This window comes from Pseudomonas abyssi (assembly GCF_002307495.1).
GTDB lineage: Bacteria > Pseudomonadota > Gammaproteobacteria > Pseudomonadales > Pseudomonadaceae > Halopseudomonas > Halopseudomonas abyssi.
Genome location: NZ_NTMR01000017.1, coordinates 154,776 through 174,928, shown reverse-complemented (window position 1 = coordinate 174,928; position 20,153 = coordinate 154,776). Strand labels below are relative to the sequence as shown.

Annotated in this window: 19 protein-coding genes, 3 tRNA genes and 1 pseudogene; 20 read left to right on the top strand and 3 right to left on the bottom strand. The window is 56.8% G+C overall.

Going from position 1 to position 20,153, the window contains the following annotated elements; all coding sequences use genetic code 11:
* Window positions 1-19: 19 nt before the first annotated feature.
* Window positions 20-95: transfer RNA gene (locus CNQ84_RS14085), tRNA-Asn, on the bottom strand.
* 78 nt (window positions 96-173) lie between these two features.
* Window positions 174-1,376: an amino acid aminotransferase gene (locus CNQ84_RS14080; protein ID WP_096005482.1), complete on the bottom strand. Its 1,203-nt coding sequence runs from the start codon at window positions 1,374-1,376 to the stop codon at window positions 174-176.
* 276 nt (window positions 1,377-1,652) lie between these two features.
* Here CNQ84_RS14080 and uvrB point away from each other — a divergent pair, with 276 nt between their 5' ends.
* The 11 genes from uvrB (at window position 1,653) to CNQ84_RS14025 (ending at window position 11,528) form a co-directional block, all read left to right on the top strand.
* Window positions 1,653-3,662, top strand: coding sequence for an excinuclease ABC subunit UvrB (gene uvrB / locus CNQ84_RS14075; protein WP_096005469.1), 2,010 nt, complete (start codon window positions 1,653-1,655; stop codon window positions 3,660-3,662).
* A 159-nt stretch (window positions 3,663-3,821) separates the two neighbouring features.
* Window positions 3,822-3,898, top strand: a tRNA-Val gene (locus CNQ84_RS14070).
* 180 nt (window positions 3,899-4,078) lie between these two features.
* The gene (thrS, locus tag CNQ84_RS14065) at window positions 4,079-6,004 is read left to right on the top strand and encodes a threonine--tRNA ligase (protein WP_096005468.1); all 1,926 of its coding nucleotides are present in this window, start codon (window positions 4,079-4,081) and stop codon (window positions 6,002-6,004) included.
* Window positions 6,001-6,552, top strand: a complete 552-nt coding sequence (infC, locus tag CNQ84_RS14060) for a translation initiation factor IF-3 (RefSeq protein WP_174704263.1) — start codon at window positions 6,001-6,003, stop codon at window positions 6,550-6,552. The genes thrS and infC overlap by 4 nt, the downstream gene beginning before the upstream one ends.
* A 61-nt stretch (window positions 6,553-6,613) precedes the next feature.
* Window positions 6,614-6,808: a 50S ribosomal protein L35 gene (gene rpmI, locus CNQ84_RS14055; RefSeq protein WP_083727856.1), complete on the top strand. Its 195-nt coding sequence runs from the start codon at window positions 6,614-6,616 to the stop codon at window positions 6,806-6,808.
* A gap of 31 nt (window positions 6,809-6,839) precedes the next feature.
* Window positions 6,840-7,196 (top strand): 50S ribosomal protein L20, encoded by a 357-nt coding sequence (rplT, locus tag CNQ84_RS14050; protein WP_083727855.1) that lies wholly within the window; start codon window positions 6,840-6,842, stop codon window positions 7,194-7,196.
* A gap of 107 nt (window positions 7,197-7,303) precedes the next feature.
* Window positions 7,304-8,308 carry a phenylalanine--tRNA ligase subunit alpha gene (pheS, locus tag CNQ84_RS14045; protein WP_096005466.1) on the top strand — a complete coding sequence of 335 codons (1,005 nt, stop codon included), beginning with the start codon at window positions 7,304-7,306 and terminating at the stop codon, window positions 8,306-8,308.
* A gap of 39 nt (window positions 8,309-8,347) precedes the next feature.
* Window positions 8,348-10,726, top strand: a complete 2,379-nt coding sequence (gene pheT / locus CNQ84_RS14040; RefSeq protein ID WP_096005465.1) for a phenylalanine--tRNA ligase subunit beta — start codon at window positions 8,348-8,350, stop codon at window positions 10,724-10,726.
* 5 nt (window positions 10,727-10,731) lie between these two features.
* Complete coding sequence (ihfA, locus tag CNQ84_RS14035) at window positions 10,732-11,034, top strand: integration host factor subunit alpha (RefSeq protein WP_083727852.1); 303 nt, start codon at window positions 10,732-10,734, stop codon at window positions 11,032-11,034.
* On the top strand, window positions 11,015-11,374 hold the full coding sequence (locus CNQ84_RS14030; protein WP_083727851.1) for a MerR family transcriptional regulator: 360 nt from the start codon (window positions 11,015-11,017) through the stop codon (window positions 11,372-11,374). The genes ihfA and CNQ84_RS14030 overlap by 20 nt, the downstream gene beginning before the upstream one ends.
* 77 nt (window positions 11,375-11,451) lie before the next feature.
* Window positions 11,452-11,528 (top strand) — tRNA-Pro (locus tag CNQ84_RS14025).
* Between the two features lie 162 nt (window positions 11,529-11,690).
* Here CNQ84_RS14025 and CNQ84_RS14020 read toward each other — a convergent pair.
* Window positions 11,691-12,113: pseudogene (locus CNQ84_RS14020) on the bottom strand (IS21 family transposase); the annotation flags it as partial.
* A 595-nt stretch (window positions 12,114-12,708) separates the two neighbouring features.
* On the opposite strand from CNQ84_RS14020, the gene CNQ84_RS14015 reads away from it, so the two are divergent.
* The 9 genes from CNQ84_RS14015 (at window position 12,709) to CNQ84_RS13975 (ending at window position 20,114) form a co-directional block, all read left to right on the top strand.
* Window positions 12,709-13,446 (top strand): hypothetical protein, encoded by a 738-nt coding sequence (locus tag CNQ84_RS14015; protein WP_096005464.1) that lies wholly within the window; start codon window positions 12,709-12,711, stop codon window positions 13,444-13,446.
* A gap of 115 nt (window positions 13,447-13,561) precedes the next feature.
* Window positions 13,562-13,789: an AlpA family transcriptional regulator gene (locus CNQ84_RS14010; protein ID WP_036989955.1), complete on the top strand. Its 228-nt coding sequence runs from the start codon at window positions 13,562-13,564 to the stop codon at window positions 13,787-13,789.
* 36 nt (window positions 13,790-13,825) lie between these two features.
* Window positions 13,826-14,680 carry a ParA family protein gene (locus CNQ84_RS14005; RefSeq protein WP_096005480.1) on the top strand — a complete coding sequence of 285 codons (855 nt, stop codon included), beginning with the start codon at window positions 13,826-13,828 and terminating at the stop codon, window positions 14,678-14,680.
* 65 nt (window positions 14,681-14,745) lie between these two features.
* Window positions 14,746-16,374 (top strand): ParB family protein, encoded by a 1,629-nt coding sequence (locus CNQ84_RS14000; RefSeq protein WP_096005479.1) that lies wholly within the window; start codon window positions 14,746-14,748, stop codon window positions 16,372-16,374.
* Window positions 16,375-16,386: 12 nt separating this feature from the next.
* On the top strand, window positions 16,387-16,947 hold the full coding sequence (locus CNQ84_RS13995) for a DUF2857 domain-containing protein (protein WP_096005463.1): 561 nt from the start codon (window positions 16,387-16,389) through the stop codon (window positions 16,945-16,947).
* A 2-nt stretch (window positions 16,948-16,949) separates the two neighbouring features.
* Window positions 16,950-18,137 (top strand): STY4528 family pathogenicity island replication protein, encoded by a 1,188-nt coding sequence (locus tag CNQ84_RS13990; RefSeq protein WP_096005462.1) that lies wholly within the window; start codon window positions 16,950-16,952, stop codon window positions 18,135-18,137.
* 182 nt (window positions 18,138-18,319) lie between these two features.
* Window positions 18,320-19,108 (top strand): PFL_4669 family integrating conjugative element protein, encoded by a 789-nt coding sequence (locus CNQ84_RS13985; RefSeq protein WP_096005461.1) that lies wholly within the window; start codon window positions 18,320-18,322, stop codon window positions 19,106-19,108.
* Complete coding sequence (locus CNQ84_RS13980) at window positions 19,105-19,614, top strand: DUF3158 family protein (RefSeq protein WP_096005460.1); 510 nt, start codon at window positions 19,105-19,107, stop codon at window positions 19,612-19,614. Before CNQ84_RS13985 ends, CNQ84_RS13980 begins: the two co-directional genes overlap by 4 nt.
* Before the next feature lie 101 nt (window positions 19,615-19,715).
* Window positions 19,716-20,114, top strand: coding sequence for a single-stranded DNA-binding protein (locus tag CNQ84_RS13975; RefSeq protein WP_036989949.1), 399 nt, complete (start codon window positions 19,716-19,718; stop codon window positions 20,112-20,114).
* Window positions 20,115-20,153 lie beyond the last annotated feature (39 nt).

Here is a 20,153-nt window from a genome sequence, read left to right as displayed (position 1 = left end):
GATGCCGGGTTTTTCAATTTGGCTCCGCGACCTGGACTCGAACCAGGGACCCAATGATTAACAGTCATTTGCTCTACCGACTGAGCTATCGCGGATCGGACGCTGCGCACTTTACCAAAAAATCGATCAAAGTCAACGTCTTGAGGCCCGGTTTTGCAACCGGGCCTTGAAGCTTAGCCCTTCATCACTGCCGCCATGGCGGTTGCCACAGCGTCAATGTTGCTGGTGTTCAGCGCAGCTACACAGATACGGCCGCTGCCGACAGCGTAAATGCCGAACTCATCTGCCAGGCGAGCGACCTGGTCTTTGCTCAGGCCAGAGAAGGAGAACATGCCGCGTTGGCGCTGGATAAAGCTGACGTCCTGCTCGACACCGGCGGCCTGCAGCTTTTCGACCAGTGCGGCGCGCATGTCGCGGATGCGGTCGCGCATCTCGGCCAGCTCTGCTTCCCATTGGGCGTACAGCTCGGGATTGGTCAGAACCGCTGCAACCACCTTGGCGCCGTGGGTCGGCGGGTTGGAGTAGTTGGTGCGGATGACGCGCTTGAGCTGCGACAGCACCGGTGCGGTTTCTTCCTGGCTGGCGGTGACCATGGTCAGAGCGCCGACGCGCTCACCGTACAGCGAGAACGACTTGGAGAAGGAACTGGCCACCAGGAAGGGCAGACCGGACTCGGCGAACAGACGCACAGCGACGGCGTCGTCTTCGAGGTTTTCGCCAAAGCCTTGATAGGCGATGTCCAAGAAGGGTACCAGCTGGCGGCGACCGACGACGTCGATCACCTTGGCCCAGTCGGCCAGGCCCAGATCAACGCCTGTCGGGTTGTGGCAACAGGCGTGCAGGATAACCACACTGCCTTCGGCCAGCGCTTCCAGATCGGCCAGCATGCCGTCCAGGTTCAGGCCGTTGGTCGCCGGGTCAAAATAGGTGTAGTTGACCACGTCATAGCCGGCGGCTTCGAACAGGGCGCGGTGGTTTTCCCAGCTGGGGTTGCTGATCGCGACGGTGCGCTTGTCGGTCAGGCGGTAGAGGAAGTCCGCGCCGAGTTTCAGTGCACCAGTGCCGCCCAGGGCCTGGGCAGTAATCAGGCGGCCGGAATCCAGCAGTGCTGAATCGGCGCCAAACAGCAGCTTTTGTACGGCCAGGTCGTAGGGCGCCAGGCCGTCGATCGGCAGGTAGGCGCGGGCGGCGTGCTCGGCCACGCGAGCCTCTTCTGCCGCTTGCACAGCGCGCAGCAGCGGTACCTTACCGGCCTCATTGCAGTACACGCCAACACCCAGATTGACTTTGTTCGCACGGGTATCGGCATTGAATGCTTCGTTCAAGCCAAGGATGGGGTCACGCGGGGCCAGTTCTACCGGGGAAAACAAACTCATGATATGGGCAAACTCGATATTCAAGTGAATGTAGGGTGTCGGGCTGTGCCGGTGCAGGGCATCGAGCGGGCAGGCGGGAGGTGATGTACTCCGCCAACCGGGTCGATCAATGACGTCTTAGCGGCCGTTTATTATAGAGAACTGAACGCATAACTCCAATCGGGTTCCCATGTTCCGTATCCTGAATCCGCAGGCCGGAACGAAATGGCGACAGCGCCTGACGTGGCCGGCTGCGTTATCATGTTCGTTTGTATCGCCCTGTGAGGTCCGGTAGTGATGAGTCAGTTCAACCTGCAAACCCGCTTCGAGCCGGCTGGTGATCAGCCGACCGCCATTGCCCAGCTGACGGAAGGCGTGGAGGCGGGCCTGTCGCACCAGACCCTGCTGGGGGTGACCGGCTCGGGCAAGACTTTCACCATCGCCAATGTGATTCAGAAAATGCAGCGCCCGGCGATCATCATGGCGCCCAACAAGACGCTCGCGGCGCAGCTGTATGGCGAGTTCAAGGAGTTCTTTCCGAACAACGCCGTCGAGTACTTCGTTTCCTATTACGACTATTACCAGCCCGAGGCCTACGTGCCGTCCTCCGATACCTATATCGAGAAGGATGCCTCCATCAATGACCATATTGAGCAGATGCGGCTGTCGGCGACCAAGGCGCTGCTGGAGCGTCCGGATGCGATCATCGTCGCCACAGTGTCGGCCATCTATGGTCTGGGTGATCCGGAGTCTTACCTGCACATGGTGCTGCACGTGGATCGGGGCGATCGGGTAGATCAGCGTACGCTGCTGCGCCGCCTGGCCGAGCTGCAGTACACGCGTAACGACATGGAGTTGGCGCGCGCTACCTACCGGGTGCGTGGCGATGTGATTGATGTCTTCCCGGCCGAGTCTGATCTGGAGGCGATTCGTATCGAATTGTTCGATGATGAGGTCGAGACGATCAGCTTCTTTGATCCGCTCACGGGTGAGGTTTTGCATAAGGTTCCGCGCGTAACTATCTATCCTAAAAGCCATTATGTGACGCCGCGTGAGACTTTGCTTGAAGCTGTGGAACATATAAAGGTGGAGCTGGACGAGCGTCTGGCAGTGCTCAAGGAGCAGAACAAGCTGGTCGAGTTTCAGCGTCTGGAGCAGCGCACCCGCTTTGATCTGGAGATGATTCTGGAGCTGGGTTACTGCAACGGTATCGAGAACTACTCGCGCTATCTGTCGGGTCGTGAGCCGGGTGCGCCGCCGCCGACGCTGTTTGATTATCTGCCGGACAATGCGCTGCTGATTATCGATGAGTCCCACGTCTCGGTGCCGCAGGTCGGCGCCATGTACAAGGGTGACCGTTCGCGCAAGGAAACGCTGGTCGATTACGGTTTTCGGCTGCCCTCGGCGTTGGACAACCGGCCCATGCGTTTTGACGAATGGGAGGCCATTTCGCCGCAGACCATCTTTGTCTCGGCCACGCCAGGCCCTTATGAGGAAGCCCATGCTGGTCGGGTGGTCGAGCAGGTAGTGCGTCCGACCGGTCTGGTCGACCCGGAGATCGAGGTGCGTCCGGCCACAACGCAAGTGGATGACCTGCTCTCGGAGATTCGCCTGCGGGTGGATAAGGAAGAGCGCGTGCTGGTCACCACGCTGACCAAACGCATGGCCGAGGATCTGACGGACTATCTTGGCGATCACGGTGTGCGCGTGCGCTATCTGCACTCGGATATCGATACGGTGGAGCGGGTTGAGATTATCCGCGACCTGCGCACCGGCGCCTTCGATGTGCTGGTGGGTATCAACTTGCTGCGCGAGGGTCTGGATATGCCGGAGGTGTCGCTGGTCGCCATTCTGGATGCCGACAAGGAAGGTTTCCTGCGTTCCGAGCGCTCGCTGATTCAGACCATTGGCCGGGCCGCGCGTAACCTGAACGGCAAGGCCATTCTCTATGCGGATCGCATCACCGGCTCCATGGAGCGCGCCATCGGTGAAACCGAGCGCCGCCGCGAGAAGCAGATCAGCTTCAATAAAGAGCACGGGATTACGCCGCGTGGCGTCACCAAGAGCGTGGCGGATATTCTGGAAGGGGCGGTGGTGCCGGGTAGTCGCAGTGGTCGTCGGCGTCAGCAAAAGGCCGCCGAAGACGCTGCAGGTTATGCCGCACCGCGCACGCCAGCAGAGATCACCAAGCGCATCAGCGAACTGGAGGAGAAAATGCTGCAGCATGCGCGCGATCTGGAGTTCGAGTCTGCGGCCCAGGCGCGCGATCAGATTCAGAAGCTGCGCGATCAGTTGATGCAGGCCTGAGGCCGCTTTTCTGGTCTTTATTTGAGCGATTTGGATAAAGATTAGACAGTGGTTGGTTGTTTGTTGAGCGCCTTGTCTGGCAACCAAGGTTTTTTCAGGTTTTCAGTAACTTAGTGCTTGACAGTGTGCGGGGTGGTGCGTAAAGTTCGCCCCCATCGCAGGCACGTAGCTCAGTTGGTTAGAGCACCACCTTGACATGGTGGGGGTCGTTGGTTCGAATCCAATCGTGCCTACCAAATTTAAAACCCGGTCCCTGTGGCCGGGTTTTTTGTTTCTGTGCCGTACGGCGTGCTGTTGCAGTAGCCTGATGAGGGCTGCCGGTAATCGTGACACCGGTATGAACTGCAGCGGGGCATTCGTGCGGCGTTTCCATCATGTGGCCTTGCGTAGGGGTCACCACTGAGAAGGAGTGGCACATGCCCGTTATTACCCTCCCTGACGGCAGTCAACGTCGTTTCGATAATCCCGTTACCGTATCCGAAGTCGCCCAATCGATTGGTGCCGGCCTGGCCAAAGCGACGATCGCCGGCAAGGTTGATGGTCGCCTGGTCGATGCCTGCGACCTGATCGAGCAGGACGCAACCCTGCAGATCATCACCGCCAAGGACGAGGAAGGCGTCGAGATTATCCGCCACTCCTGTGCTCACCTGATCGGTCATGCCGTCAAGCAGCTGTATCCCACCGCCAAGATGGTGATTGGCCCGGTGATTGATGATGGCTTCTATTACGACATTTCCTACGAACGCCCCTTTACGCCGGATGACATGGCGGCCATCGAAAAACGCATGGCCGAGCTGATCGCCACCGATTACGACGTAATCAAGAAGGTGACCCCGCGTGACGAGGTCATCAAGGTGTTCGAGTCCCGTGGTGAGGAGTACAAGCTGCGTCTGGTCGAGGATATGCCCGACGAGAAGACGATGGGCTTGTACTACCACGAAGAATATGTCGACATGTGCCGCGGTCCGCACGTGCCGAACACGCGCTTCCTGAAAGCATTCAAGCTGACCCGTATCTCTGGCGCCTACTGGCGCGGTGATGCCAAGAACGAGCAGCTGCAGCGCATTTATGGCACCGCCTGGGCGGACAAGAAGCAGCTGGCCGCGTACATTCAGCGTATGGAAGAGGCCGAGAAGCGCGATCACCGCAAGATCGGCAAGCGTCTTGACCTGTTCCACACCCAGGAAGAAGCGCCGGGCATGGTGTTCTGGCACCCCAATGGCTGGTCCATCTATCAGGTGCTTGAGCAGTACATGCGCAAGGTGCAGATCGACGCCGGCTACAAAGAGATCAAGACCCCGCAGGTCGTGGATCGTGTGCTGTGGGAACGCTCCGGCCACTGGGAACACTACGGCGCCGCGATGTTCACCACCGAGTCGGAAAGCCGTGATTACGCGGTCAAGCCGATGAACTGCCCCTGCCACATCCAGGTGTTCAATCAGGGCCTGAAGAGCTACCGCGAACTGCCGCTGCGCCTGGCCGAGTTTGGTTCCTGTCACCGCAACGAGCCGTCTGGCTCGCTGCACGGCCTGATGCGCGTGCGTGGTTTCACTCAGGACGATGCGCACATCTTCTGTACCGATGAGCAGGTGAAGAAAGAAGCTGCAGACTTTATCGCCCTGACCCTCAAGGTTTACCGTGATTTCGGCTTTGACGATGTTGAGCTGAAGCTGTCTACCCGCCCGGAAAGCCGCGTTGGTGACGATGCGCTCTGGGATCAGGCGGAAAAAGGTCTGGAGGATGCGCTGAACGAGGCGGGTCTGGAGTGGGAGTTGCAGCCGGGCGAGGGGGCATTCTACGGTCCGAAGATCGAGTTTTCGCTGCGCGACTGTATCGGTCGGGTCTGGCAGTGCGGCACGCTGCAGCTGGACTTCATGCTGCCGGGTCGTCTAGGCGCGCAGTATGTGGCTGAAGATGGCGCGCGCAAGACGCCGGTCATGCTGCACCGCGCGATTCTTGGTTCCTTCGAGCGCTTTATCGGGATTTTGATCGAGCACTACGCGGGTGACTTCCCGGCCTGGCTTGCACCAACTCAGGCTGCGGTGCTGAATATTACCGACAATCAGGCTGAATTTTGTGCCGAAGTAGAGAAAACTCTCACTGATTCGGGCTATCGTGCCGTTGCGGACTTGAGAAACGAAAAGATCGGCTTTAAAATCCGCGAGCATACTTTGCACAAGACTCCCTACCTGCTGGTAGTCGGAGACCGCGAAGTAGAATCGCAAACCGTGGCCGTGCGCACGCGAGAGGGTAAAGATCTGGGTTCGATGTCTATCACCGAGTTCACTGCATTCCTCGACAGCGCTATCGCACAACGAGGCCGCCCGAATTCGGAGCAATAAAGATTAAACGCGAGATGAGACAAGACAGAAAAGCTGCGCAACGCCCGCCGATTAACGAAAACATCACGGCGCGCGAAGTGCGCCTCATTGGCCCCGACGGAGAGCAGGTCGGCGTCGTATCCATTCAGGAGGCGATAGCCGCCGCTGAAGAGGCCAAGCTGGATCTGGTTGAAATCTCCCCCGATGCGGCACCGCCCGTGTGCCGCATCATGGACTACGGCAAGCACATCTTCGAGAAGAAGAAGCAGCAAGCCGCCGCGCGCAAGAATCAGAAGCAGATTCAGATCAAGGAAATCAAGTTTCGCCCAGGGACGGAAGAGGGTGACTATCAGGTCAAGCTTCGCAACCTGATTCGTTTCCTCTCTGAAGGGGACAAGGCCAAGGTATCGTTGCGATTCCGTGGTCGCGAAATGGCCCATCAGGAGCTGGGCATGGAGCTGTTGAAACGGGTTGAAAACGACCTGCTTGAATACGGCACCGTGGAACAGCACCCGAAGATGGAAGGTCGTCAGCTGATGATGGTCATCGCCCCCAAAAAGAAAAAGTAATCTCCAGGGCAACGCCAGGCCTTGCGATTATTTGATGCACTTCAATTTGGAGTAACTGAACATGGCAAAGATGAAGACCAAAAGTGGCGCTGCCAAGCGCTTCAAGAAAACCGGGAACGGCATCAAGCACAAGCATGCTTTCAAAAGCCACATCCTGACCAAGATGAGCACCAAGCGTAAGCGTCAACTTCGCGGCACTTCGCAGCTGAACGCTGCTGACGTCCAAAAAGTCGAGCGCATGCTGCGTCTGCGTTAATCATCAAGGTACAGGTTAGAGGAAGAAAGCAATGGCTCGTGTAAAACGTGGTGTCATGGCGCGCAAGCGTCACAAGAAAGTTCTCAAGCTGGCTAAAGGTTACTACGGTGCGCGTTCACGCGTGTTCCGCGTTGCCAAGCAAGCGGTTATCAAAGCTGGTCAGTATGCGTATCGTGACCGCAAGCAGCGCAAGCGTCAGTTCCGCGCGCTGTGGATTGCCCGTATCAACGCTGGTGCTCGTCAGAACGGTCTGTCTTACAGCCGCCTGATCGCCGGTCTGAAAAAGGCGTCCGTCGAGATCGATCGTAAGGTTCTGGCTGATCTGGCCGTGAACGAAAAAGCGGCGTTTACCGCGATTGTCGAAAAAGCAAAGGCTAGCCTGGCTTAAGCCCTCGTTACGACAATCACCGCGCCTCGCGGCGTGGCTGGCAACGTCAATGATAGGGGAAGAGCCTCCAAGCTCTTCCCCTATTTTTGTTTCTGGAGTACGTGTTGATGGAAAACCTTGACGCCCTGGTCGCACAAGCACTTGAGGCAATCAAACAGGCCGCAGATGTGGCTACGCTGGAACAGATCCGCGTGCAGTACCTCGGCAAGAAGGGCGAGCTGACTCAGGTGATGAAGACCCTGGGCAACATCCCGGCTGAGGAGCGTCCCAAGGTTGGCGCGTTGGTCAACCAGGCCAAAGAGCAGGTACAGAGCGTGCTCAACGGGCGCAAGTCCGAGATGGAAAGCGCTGCGATGAATGCCCGTCTGGCTGCCGAGCGTGTGGATGTCACGCTGCCCGGCCGTGGTCAGACGACCGGTGGTTTGCACCCGGTTACCCGCACCATGGAGCGGATTGAACAGATTTTTGCCCACGTCGGTTACACCGTCGCGGAAGGCCCCGAGGTTGAGGACGATTACCACAACTTTGAAGCATTGAATATTCCGGGCCATCACCCGGCGCGTGCCATGCACGACACCTTCTACTTCAACGCCAACACCCTGCTGCGTACCCACACCTCCCCGGTACAGGTGCGCACCATGGAAAGCCAGCAGCCGCCGATCCGCATCATCTGCCCGGGTCGTGTCTATCGCTGTGACTCGGATCAGACCCACTCGCCGATGTTTCACCAGGTCGAAGGCCTGCTGATCGACGAGGGTGTGAGCTTTGCCGATCTGAAGGGCACCATTGAGCAGTTCCTGCGCGAATTCTTCGAGGCGGATCTGGAAGTGCGCTTCCGCCCGTCATTCTTTCCCTTTACCGAACCTTCCGCCGAGGTGGATATTCGCCGCCGCGTAGTCAAGAACGGCGAAGAAAAGGCCGACTGGCTGGAAGTGCTGGGTTGCGGCATGGTGCACCCGGAGGTGCTGCGCATGTCCGGTATCGACCCGGAGAAATACCAGGGGTTTGCGTTTGGGATGGGTGTAGAGCGTCTGACCATGCTGCGTTATGGCGTGGGCGATCTGCGCATTTTCTTCGACAACGATCTGCGTTTCCTTGAGCAGTTCCGTTGAGCGCCGCACCCGCAACCCTTTTGACAGCAGGAATCGATAATGAAATTCAGTGAACAGTGGCTGCGCACCTGGGTAAACCCTGACGTTTCTCGTGACGACTTGGTGGCGCGCCTGTCCATGACCGGACTCGAAGTAGATAGCGTTACCCCGGCAGCCGGTGAGTTCTCCGGCGTTGTGGTGGGCGAGATTCTCAGTGCCGAGCAGCACCCCGATGCCGACAAGCTGCGTGTGTGCCGCGTCAGCAATGGCAGTGAGGAGTTTCAGGTTGTTTGTGGGGCGCCGAACGCTCGCGCTGGTATCAAGATCCCGTTCGCCATGGTGGGGGCCGTGCTGGGTGAGGACTTCAAAATCAAGAAGGCCAAGCTGCGTGGTGTCGAGTCCTTCGGCATGCTGTGCTCGGCGGCCGAGCTAAAGGTTTCAGAAGATCACGACGGCCTCTATGAGCTGCCGCAGGATGCCCCGGTCGGGCAGAACGTGCGCGAGTACCTGGGCCTGGATGACGCCATCATTGAAGTCGACCTGACGCCGAACCGTGGCGATTGCTTGTCTATCGCCGGCCTGGCCCGTGAAGTGGGTGCCAACTATGGCGCCGAGGTTTGCCGTGTCAAGGTCGAGCCGGTCGCGGCCGTCCATGAAGAGGTGCGTCCGGTAGAGCTGTTTGCTAGCGAGGCTTGCCCACGTTATCTGGGCCGGGTGATCCGCAATGTTGACCTGTCGCGCGCCACGCCCCTGTGGATGGTCGAGCGCCTGCGTCGCAGCGATATCCGCAGCATTGATGCAGTGGTCGACATCACCAACTACGTGATGCTCGAACTGGGTCAGCCGATGCACGCCTTTGACCTCGCCGAAATCAAGGGCGGCATTCGTGTGCGCCTGGCCGAAGAGGGCGAGCCGCTGGTGCTGCTGGATGGCCAGGAAATCAGCCTGCGTGCAGATACCCTGGTGATTGCAGACCACGAACGCCCGCTGGCTATGGCCGGCATCATGGGTGGGGAGCACAGCGGTGTGAGCGAGAACACCCGTGATCTGTTCCTGGAAAGCGCCTTCTTCGACACCATCGCCATCGCCGGCAAGGCGCGTGGCTACAGCCTGCACACCGACTCTTCGCATCGCTTTGAGCGAGGCGTTGACTGGCAACTGCAGCGTGAGGCCATCGAGCGTGCGACGGCCCTGATCCTGGAGATCGTCGGTGGTGAGCCAGGTCCGGTCATCGAGGCGGTCGAGCAGGGCGCATTGCCCTCACTCAAGCAAATCACCTTGCGCAATGACCGCATCACCCAGATGCTCGGCATGCAGATGGGTGAGGCCGACGTGGTCGGTTATCTCTCCGGTCTTGGGCTGGGCGTTACCGCGATTGGTAATGGCCAGTGGCAGATCGATGTACCCAGTCACCGCTTCGATATCAGTATCGAAGTGGATCTGATCGAAGAGCTGGCCCGCCTGTATGGTTACAACCGCCTGCCGGTCAGCGCACCGACCGCAGCCCTCAGTCTGGCTGGCAAGCCGGAGGCCCGCGGCGAGCTGACCGTGCTGCGTCGCCTGCTGGTCGCCCGTGGCTACCATGAAGCCATTACTTACAGCTTCATCGAGCCGGGCCTGAGCAAGCAGTTCGAGCCGGAGATCGAACCCCTGGCGCTGGCCAACTCGATCTCCAGCGACATGGCCGTTATGCGTCCCTCGCTGTGGCCGGGTCTGAGCAAGGCCGCGCAGTACAACCAGAACCGTCAGCAGAGCCGGGTACGTCTGTTTGAAACTGGTCAGCGCTTTATTCCCGGCGCCCATGGCCTGCTGCAGGAAGTCATGCTGTCGGGTATCGTGACCGGCAGCCGACAGCCAGAAGGTTGGGCCAATGGTGCCGAGAAGGTCGACTTCTTTGACGTCAAAGCTGATGTTGAAGCCATCCTGGCGCAAAGCGCAGCCGGTGTTGCTTTCCGTTTTGCACCGGTTGACCACCCGGCACTGCACCCGGGCCAGTCGGCTTGCATCCTCAATGGCGAGGAGCAGGTCGGCCTGATCGGCGCGCTGCACCCGCAGCTGGTTGCTGACTTGGACCTTAACGGCCCCGTTTTTGTGTTCGAGTTGGCATTGGCGAAAATTTGCCAGGGTCAGTTGCCGCGCTTTGTGGAATTGTCCCGCTACCCTGAAGTCAGACGTGACATAGCGCTGGTGGTGGACCGTGACGTGCTGGCCGAGGATCTGCTGTCCTGCATTCGTGCAGAAGCCGGAGCCCATCTCAAAAACCTCAGGTTGTTTGACGTTTATGAGGGCAAAGGTATTGATCCGCATAGAAAAAGCATGGCAATCGGCTTGACGTTGCAGGATTCGTCGCGCACTCTTACTGATGACGAGGTGAATGCTGTCATGGACAGAGTGCTGCAGTCCTTGGAGCAAGGGTTCAACGCCACACTAAGGAAATAGGTCTAATGGGGGCTCTGACAAAAGCGGAAATGGCTGAGCGGCTGTACGAAGAGTTAGGGTTCAACAAACGCGAAGCCAAAGAGTTGGTCGAGTTGTTTTTCGAAGAAATTCGCAACGCACTCGAGACTAATGAGCAGGTGAAGCTGTCGGGTTTCGGCAACTTCGATCTGCGCGACAAGCGTCAGCGCCCCGGACGTAATCCCAAGACTGGCGAAGAAATACCCATTACTGCCCGACGGGTAGTGACCTTTCGCCCAGGACAAAAACTGAAGGCACGAGTAGAAGCCTATGCTGGAACCCAGCCATAACGACGAATTGCCGGCTATCCCCGGCAAACGCTACTTCACCATTGGTGAAGTCAGCGAGCTGTGTGCAGTGAAACCCCACGTTCTGCGTTATTGGGAGCAGGAGTTTCCGCAGCTGTCGCCGGTCAAGCGTCGTGGTAATCGACGCTACTACCAGCGCCAGGATGTCCTCATGATCCGCCAGATCCGGGCATTGTTGTATGATCAGGGCTTCACAATTGGTGGGGCGCGTCAGCGCCTGTCCGGTGAAGAAGCCCGCGAAGACCTCACCCAGTACAAGCAACTGATTCGTCAGACCATTGCCGAGCTGGAAGAAGTGCTCAACGTGCTTCGCGTTCGCTGATAACCAAAAAAAACTTTCTCATTTCAGATAGTTAATGTATTATGCGACCCGCTTCGGCAGACAAACCGAAGCATCGTCGGGGCGTAGCGCAGCCTGGTAGCGCACTTGCATGGGGTGCAAGGGGTCGAGTGTTCGAATCACTCCGTCCCGACCAAAAATACCTAGAAAATCCAGTCACTTAGCGGTGACTGGATTTTTTTATGGCCGATGATTATTGGGCTGCGCCGTTTTTACCCCATGTTTTACCCCATGAAATTAAATATGCTCGCTCAACCCTGACAGTCGGCATCATGGCGTCGGCCTGTTAACCAGTATCCGGCTTCGGCGTTCTGGCGCAGTCTACGAACAGCTTCTCGCCAGCGCGGTGCTCCTGGCGCATCACCACGTCCAGCTTGCCAGTCCAGGCCCGGTAGTGCTTGCAGAACCAACTGTACTGGAAGCCCTGCGGTTCTCCCATACGGTACTCCTGCCAGAGCAGAGCCAAGGTCACGCCGGGGCGACGCAGCTCGGCATGTACCTTGGCCCAGTCGGGCATGGGCCGCTGTTCGCTGGGTACTGCCGGGGCTGGTGGTTGTACTGGTGCTCCAGTTCGGCGTCGACTAGGGAGCGGGCCCAGGTGAGGCCGCTGGCGGTAAGGCGGTTGAGGTAGTCGCCGATGGTGGCACACGCTGATCGCAATCTGACGGGCCGATAGCTTGGCCTCAGACTTGAGGCGCAACATCTCTCGAATCTTACGCATGGATAAGCGCTCTACAGCGACCCCCTTCGCTTCGAAAAAGAGGTCAATGATAGTGAGTTAATCCTGCGTAGCTGCCTGCCCGGAAAGGTGGCCGGATGGCCGTGGAATCAGTGGCCGGTTGAGCGTGTAATCGCATGTTGAGGTCAGATTGGCCAAATTCCTGTTGTTATTTTTGACATGTAAATGATCGAATAAGTCAAAGCAAGCCATCAGGACGCTATTAGTCATAAGTATGATGGCCATGAGATACAGTCAATCCTCGCGATGCTTGGACAGGGATAGTAGAGCGTCAGCGGCGCGGGGCATGAAGAAAGTCACAGCTGTGACTTTTCAAGATGGCGTTTGACATAAATTGACAATATTTTTGTCATGGCAACGTCGCCCACTTTACAGCGAGCCGATTTCCGAAAAGACTGATTGAAGCGTTTACTCCTGCCCCCTTGGCTATCTGGAGGGCTTGAGCTGTCGTACGACGCTCTTCTCGATTTGTTTTTGATATCGGATCGGGCTTCACGAGGGTGCCCCTCGCGCCACGATCTTCACGGGTAGTTTACTGCCGATTGCAGCATCGGCAAGAAGACGGGCGCGCGTGATAATGAACAGCAGTCATATAAAAATATTCTACACCCCTATTGAGGCCGCTATCCGGTGGAGCAACTTGTATGAGCAAGAACAGTTTATTATCGGGTTGCTCGATCCTGATCGCTTACCTCTGAACCACCAATTGGAAAGGTGGCCGCTTATACGGTTAAACCTCGATCGGATCTATGATGGCTTGCTCAATGGTGACTTGCCTTTTGGTCGTAACGGGATTACCTGTGCCGATCCTGAATTGCTTTCCTCTCCCAGTGTGACCATCAGACATGTCGATATGCGTGTCTGGATGAGTGAGAAGTATCCTGATCAACGGCCTGATTTTCTTTTCGATGATTATGAGCGATTGCTACATCCCGCTGTGACTGTCGAAGCGGTTCAAGCGCTGGTGATGGAACGAGACCTCTGGCGTTCTTCAAGCGAATCTTGTCAACGCATGAATAAGAAGCTACGAAGGAAGCTGGATGCTATGAGAGGAGAGCTTGATATAGCGACTCGGCATGCTGGCACCTCCTTGAGTCAACGTGCTGAACTCACCTATTTGAATATCATAGGCGCCTTGGTTCAGCTCATACTGAGCGAAACACCATCCGGTATTGCCTACTCCACTTTCCGGAGTCAGGAATCCATCATTTCCGCTCTGATTGCACACCATACCGGACTTATGGGTGTGACAGAGCGGACCCTGCACGCCAAATTTGCTGAGGCTAAACGCCGTTTGGCATCACAGATCATCTGATGTGTCATTACTGCATGTGCAGTTGCCAATACTGCATTTGCAGTGCCTATTTCAGGCGACCCTCTCCATTCTGGTCACTCCAGTGAAGCGCCAGTAGCGCTAAGGAGTAATCCAGATGAGTCAGCAGAATCAACAGATGCCTCTCAGCGAGGGCAGTATTGAACGACGCATCCTGCGCCGACCTGAAGTCGAAGCTAAAACCGGCTTCAAGCGTGCCCATATCTACAACCTGATGAGTCTAGGTAAGTTTCCCAAGGCCATTCGTATTGGTGTGCGTGCCGTTGGATGGGATTCGGTTGAGATTGAAGAGTGGCTTACGGAACGGCGCAGTAATCGTGCCTGAATGCACTTTATCCGGCCCACAGATAAGGAGCCGCTCATGCATGTTATTTCGCTGATTTCTACGAAAGGTGGGGTGGGTAAAACCACTATAGCTGCGAACCTGGGAGGCTTCTTTGCAGATGCTGGATTGCGGGTGCTGTTGCTCGACCTCGACACGCAACCAACGTTGTCATCATATTTCACGCTTGCTCATCGAGCTGCCGGCGGCTCTTATGAGTTGCTCGCGCTCAATGAGCGTGACCCAGCCAAGCTGGTGTCACGTACTGCTATCCATCGTCTCGACATCATTGTCTCCAACGACGAGCATCGACAACTCAATACTCTGCTGCTGCATGCTGCTGACGGCAGGTTGCGGTTGCGCAACCTGCTATCAGTATTCAAGCCGCATTACGACCTGGTCCTCATTGATACCCAAGGGGCCCGAAGCGTACTCCTGGAAATGGCGCTTCTGGCCTCCGACCAGGCTGTGTCCCCCGTGACGCCCGAAATACTCGCAGCTCGCGAACTTCAGCGGGGCACCTTGCAACTGGTTAAAGAGATAAGTCCGTACCGCCATCTTGGTATTCAGATGCCACCGGTGCTTTTGCTGATAAATCGCCTTCCGGCAGTGTCGGCAAATGCGCAGCTGGTTCAGAAAACGCTGAGACTGATGTTTCGCGGGCATCCCGATGTGCTTGTGCTGAAACAGGATGTCCCGGCGATTGAGGCTTTTCCACGCGCTGCGACCAAGGGGCAGCCGGTACACCGTACCGAGCACAGTCGTCCTTCAGGACGGCAAACTCCCGCCGCATTGGAAATTATTCGCCGGATCGCTATAGAGCTGGCACCACAGTGGGAGAGTCAGTCGACCCGGGTAACGGGGAAGGGGGTGTCACATGACAGAAAATCATGAGTTGTGCTGGAAGACATCTCAGAGATCGTTTTCGCAAGGCGAGCGAGCAGGGGTGGGCGAATAAAATGGCTGATATCACACCCGACGAAATGGCGAGCAAGCTACAGGTTGAAGGCTTCTCACAAAGCAGTCCCATTGCCCCTACATTGAATGATCCCATTGCGGATACTCCAATGATGGTTACCCTTGATGAGCTGCATCCCTATGAGCTTAACCCCAGGTTGACGCGTAACCCGTTGTATGACGAGATCAAAGCCTCTATCCAGCAACGCGGGCTGGATGCTCCGCCGCCGATTACGCGACGACCTGATGCTGATCACTATGTCATTCGCAACGGTGGGAATACGCGGTTGGCTATTTTGCGTGAACTATGGTCGGAGACCAGAGACGAGCAGTTTTTCCGTATTTTGTGTCTGTTCCGACCGTGGTCTGAGCGTGGTGAGATCGTGGCACTCACTGGTCATCTTGCAGAAAATGAGCTGCGAGGGCGGCTGACTTTCATAGAACGTGCCCTCGGAGTCGAGAAAGCCCGTGAGATCTACGAGCAGGAGACCGGTAAAACACTGAGCCAGTCAGAGCTTGCTCGTCGCTTGGCTGCGGACGGTTTCCCAGTGCCGCAGTCACATATCAGTCGCATGAGTGACGCCGTGAGCTACTTGCTGCCCGCGATACCGACCGTACTGTATGCCGGACTGGGCCGCCACCAGGTTGAACGGTTGTCTGTGATGCGCAAGTCATGTGAGCGAACTTGGGATCATTATGCAAAGGCCGGGACACTCAGTCAGCAATTCGACAGCGTTTTTCATGATGTGCTGTCGCAGTTCGATACCAGCCAGAGTGATTTCTCGGCGCAACGAGTACAGGATGAGATGATTGGTCAGATGTCCGATATGCTGGGCATCGACTACGACGTTCTGGTGCTGGATTTGAGTGAAGCCGACAGTCGTCACCGAGCTCTGGTCAGCGACCCAGAACCGGTATCGAACCTGGAGCCTCGCCCTGAGCCAGCGGTCAAGCCTGGACCGAACGAAGCACCACCGGCAGCGCCTGAACCATCCATTACGCCACTTGACTCCACCGTTGTTCGCTCCAGTCCAGAAGAGTCCAAGCAGGGGCAGCACCCTGCATCGCCGGAGGAAATGGTGGAAGAGCATATCGTTCCACCTCCGCCAACGACGGAACGGCTCCAATCGATTCAACGCATGGTGGCGGATCAGTTGGGCGATGAGCCGCTCTCTGATTTCTCGGACAGCGACTCACGGTCAATGCCTGATCAAGCTGCTGGTGTATATCCGGTCGCGGATATCTGGTGCATTGAGCCCAGTATGGATTCGCCCGAACAACTGCGGATCCACCTTGCGCGGTTCGCTCGCGAAATTGCTGGGCAGGATTTCTTGGGCCACTGCATCGAAGGTTACGACCATGGTATTGGGTTCATGTGCAAGGTTGCTGAGGACGATATGCCTCAAGCTGGTAAGGCCGTCCTGGGCCTGCTTGTTGCCCTTAGCAGTCAACCTACGCTTGAAGAAGGGCGAGCCCCGGCCCACCTCGTCCTACCCTCGTTACTATATGGTCAGGGCGCAGAGCCTCCGTATTTGAGTGATAACTCGCTGGTCAAACTGTTCCGTTTGATTCGCCTGGCACGGCGACTGAGGGAGCTGGAATGTGATCACCAGACGACGGTGTCTGAATAAGAGGAGGCTCGGATGTCAGCGTCACAACCACTTAATCAGGCTGTCATAGCCCAGGCTCTGTACGATCTTCGTAATGGACAGTTACGCCGATGTAAAGCAATGGGCTTCGGTGACCAGGAACTGGATGCACTCAAGAACCCTTTACTGGTGAGCGTCCTGACCAATGCCAATGTGTCCTGGTGTTCTGTATCCGTAAACCGTGAAGTACTGCGTAGGCTGTTGCAGCAAGCGCTTGACGTGGAAAAAGAGATTGCCAGGATTGATCGCATGCTCAGGTTGGGAGCCAGCACCGAGATGGTTAGCCGATTCTACGGATTGACCCATCAGGAGGTGGCGCTGCGCCGTGATGTTCTCGGTCTCCCCAAGCGCAAGGGGCGTCACCCGGTACTGGATGAACAGCAGGAAACTGAGTTGTGGAGGCAGTGGGAGAGGGTGTCAGCTGTCCACAAAGTAGAGCTTGATGATGATTCGGCACTGCTGGATGTCGCCATGGAACTGGCCGAAAGTCTGTCGTTACCCTTGTCGGTAGTATGGGCGACGGTCAAGGGCTGGATTGAAGATGGCCTTGCCTAACGATGGCTATGGATGATGAGTTGTCCCACCGGCGCTCGGATTCGTTGGCGAATTTGCTTGATGGCGCACTGAGTCATCTCACGACCAGACAACCCTCCAAAACAATGGACGGTTTACTGTATAGCGGTAACCGCCATGAGAGCGTGCCGCGCCGCTTGTTCTTTGACCGTCGATTGACGCCGCTGGAACGCAATGCCTGGCAGGTATTTCGTCTCCAGATCAATGATGATGGTGTAACTGCGTTACCCACCTATGAGCAACTACGCCCTTGGCTGGCTTCTATGCCCTGTGGTGCTCAAGCGTCTCCCGAAACGGTTGCCAGAGCCTTGACGCTATTACGGTTGACTCGCTGGCTCAGTCTTGTTCGTCGGCGCCGCGATGCTGGATCCGGTCGCATATTGGGCAACCTCTACGTACTGCATGATGAACCGCTGACGCCCTTTGAGGCCATGGAACTGGACTCCGGCTATCTGGAGCTGGTGATACAGTCTCTGAGCCATGCCTCCAAGGCTGTCCAGGTTGTAGGTAACAATACCTTAAAGGAAATTGCAGATGACCCTTTACTTGGTGGGCGTCCGCTGCCATCACGCCTACAGCTTCTGGCCGAGCGGTTGAATCAGGGACGTACTGAACAATCCGATAGTTATCCACAGCACAGCAATTCACACGAATCCGAAGACGGATATTTAAACCGTCTTCGGAATGGCGGGGCGCCGTCTTCGGAATCCGAAGCAAGCATGAAACCCACAGCTGGCGCCTTTCTTCGGAATCCGAAGGCGGACAGTACAGTACGTAGTAAAAGTATTAGTAAAGTACGTACTGAATCGAATGGCCATTCAGCGGCAGGCGTGGTGCTGCCTGAACGTTTCAGAGGGCTGAAGGACGAGCAGCAAGCAGGTGCTCTGGTAGCTCTGCGGCAGCTGGATACTCCATTGCAGCAGGCCGTGTTGGACGAATGGGTGTTGCGTTGTGACAGCAGTGCTATCCGCAATCCCGCAGGCTATCTGTTCGGTATTATTCAGCGTGCAATTCGAGGCGAGTTCAATGCGCTGGCCAAGCAGGTTGAGAAGCCGCCAGCGGTGTGCCTGCCTGCAGAGATTCCGAAACAGCAGGAAGCCAGGAACATGGTTTCGCCCATGCAGGCTAAAGAATATCTCAATGAGTTACGCAACCTTCTGCACAGAGACTGACCTACAGGGCAACAGCGCTCAGCAGCAATGTGTGGAACTATCCCCTAGGGATAATTTCACTGTTACAACTGATAAAGGCCATGTTCCTGGAACGGGGGATTTGCGGGTATCGGTTTCTTGACTGACGGCCTTCCGGTTACCGCTGATGCTGGCAGCTCCATTTCCAACAATGAGCTGCAATCATGGCTGCCAATGAGAATGAACACCTGCAGTTGAACTTGGGTTCCTTGCGCAGTGCGATGTCGCTGACACTTCATACCCATCACGCCTCACGAATCTGGCATGGCCGAGCCCGTAGCGAAGTCAAGTCAGGCATAGTCGGGTTAAACGGCTTCATCGGCATTACCAACAAAATAAAACGAGGTGCCGAGCAGGACGACCCCTACAGCGACTGGTGGATGTTGCGGATCGAGGAGAAGCTGGAGCAGACCAAAACCACGCTGCAATCACTACACGAGCAGGTTGAGCTGGCGCTATCCGATGTGCCGATGGCCATCACCCTGGGTGAAAATCTGAACGTCCAGCCTGTCAAACTTCCCCTGTTCGTGAATGCCCAGCTGGGCTTTGCGGCTGTCTATCTGCTGGCCGAGTACGACGATATTGCTCGCAAGCTGATCCTGGCTCATCACACCGCTCTGATTGACCGCAGCACTCTGGAACGATGGCTGAACGAGGGCGCACATGCCCTGCGCAGTCTGTTTTCACTGGCTCAACAATATCGATATTCGGGCTGCACCAGAGATGATTTCGCAGCGAAAAATGCGGCAGCCCGAGAGGCGATCGAGAAGTTCGGAGAACTGCCTCAGGATGTCCTGGAAGGTGTACGCCGGTCACGCTTTGCGCCGCCAATTACTCACCGTGTCCAACAGCTACGCAGCCAGCCTGCGAACAATGGCGCAGAACTGGCGGAGGAAGGTGTTGAGGAGCCGAGGGCAGGGGCTGAGTCCGAAGAGGATGAGGAACCATTATGAGTGATCAATCCCATCAAGTTCGTCATTTTGAAGTCTTGCAACGGGATGACTTCATGAAGCTGGAACACGCAGCCTCTCTAAAAGGCCTTTTAAAACCTTTTAAAGGTAAGGGGGCTTTGGATGAATGGGCCAGCGAATGTTTTGCATTACGGGACAGATTGATCAGTGGGCCGCAAACCCGGGTGCTGATGCAGGCCAGGGGGTATCCCTTCAACCTGCTGCCCATTGAGTTGGCCCAGCAGACCACTGGCGCAGGCACACACTTTCTGCGCTGGCGCACACCTGACCGCTCCGTTATGGGCGTGGCGTTGTGGCAGGAGCTGATGGCGAACTCAACTACACCGTTCACTCTTCTGGATGATCTGCTGGCTATCGAGCAGACGCGTATCACGATGAATATGCAGGTAAGCCTGCTGCATACACTCGGCCGCCAAGCGCGGGAATGCGCAAGCAAGATGGCGCAGGCTGAGGGTGTTTATCTGCGCCAGATTGAGGGTCGTGCATGAAGGGCAGGTATACGGGATCTGCCACACAGTTGATAGCCACTATCACAACACTTTTGCCTGCACCCTGCAGCAAGGGTTTTAACAAGCACGGAGAATACAACATGAGCAACCACTTCATTGGCGAGGGTAACCTGGGGTCAACACCTGAATACCGAGAGTTTCCCAATGGCAACGATGAGCCGCGCAGACTGCTGCGCCTGAACGTGTACTTCGATAACCCTGTTCCAACCAAAGAAGGATTCGAAGATCGCGGGGGCTTTTGGGCTCCAGTCGAGTTATGGCATCGCGATGCAGAGCACTGGAAGGACTTGTACCAGAAGGGCATGCGGGTACTGGTTCAGGGGCGCACTACTCGGGATGAATGGGAGGATGCTGAAGAGCAAGAGCGTGTCACCTTCAAGGTTGAGGCGAGGCGTGTAGGCATCCTGCCATTTCGCGTGGCGTCGGTGATGCTTGTTCCGAAGCCTGTGGCCGACGGAGAGAAGGCTGCAGGCGAGTGAGTGTGACGAGCAGCACCGTGAGTACGGGGCTGCTCGTTC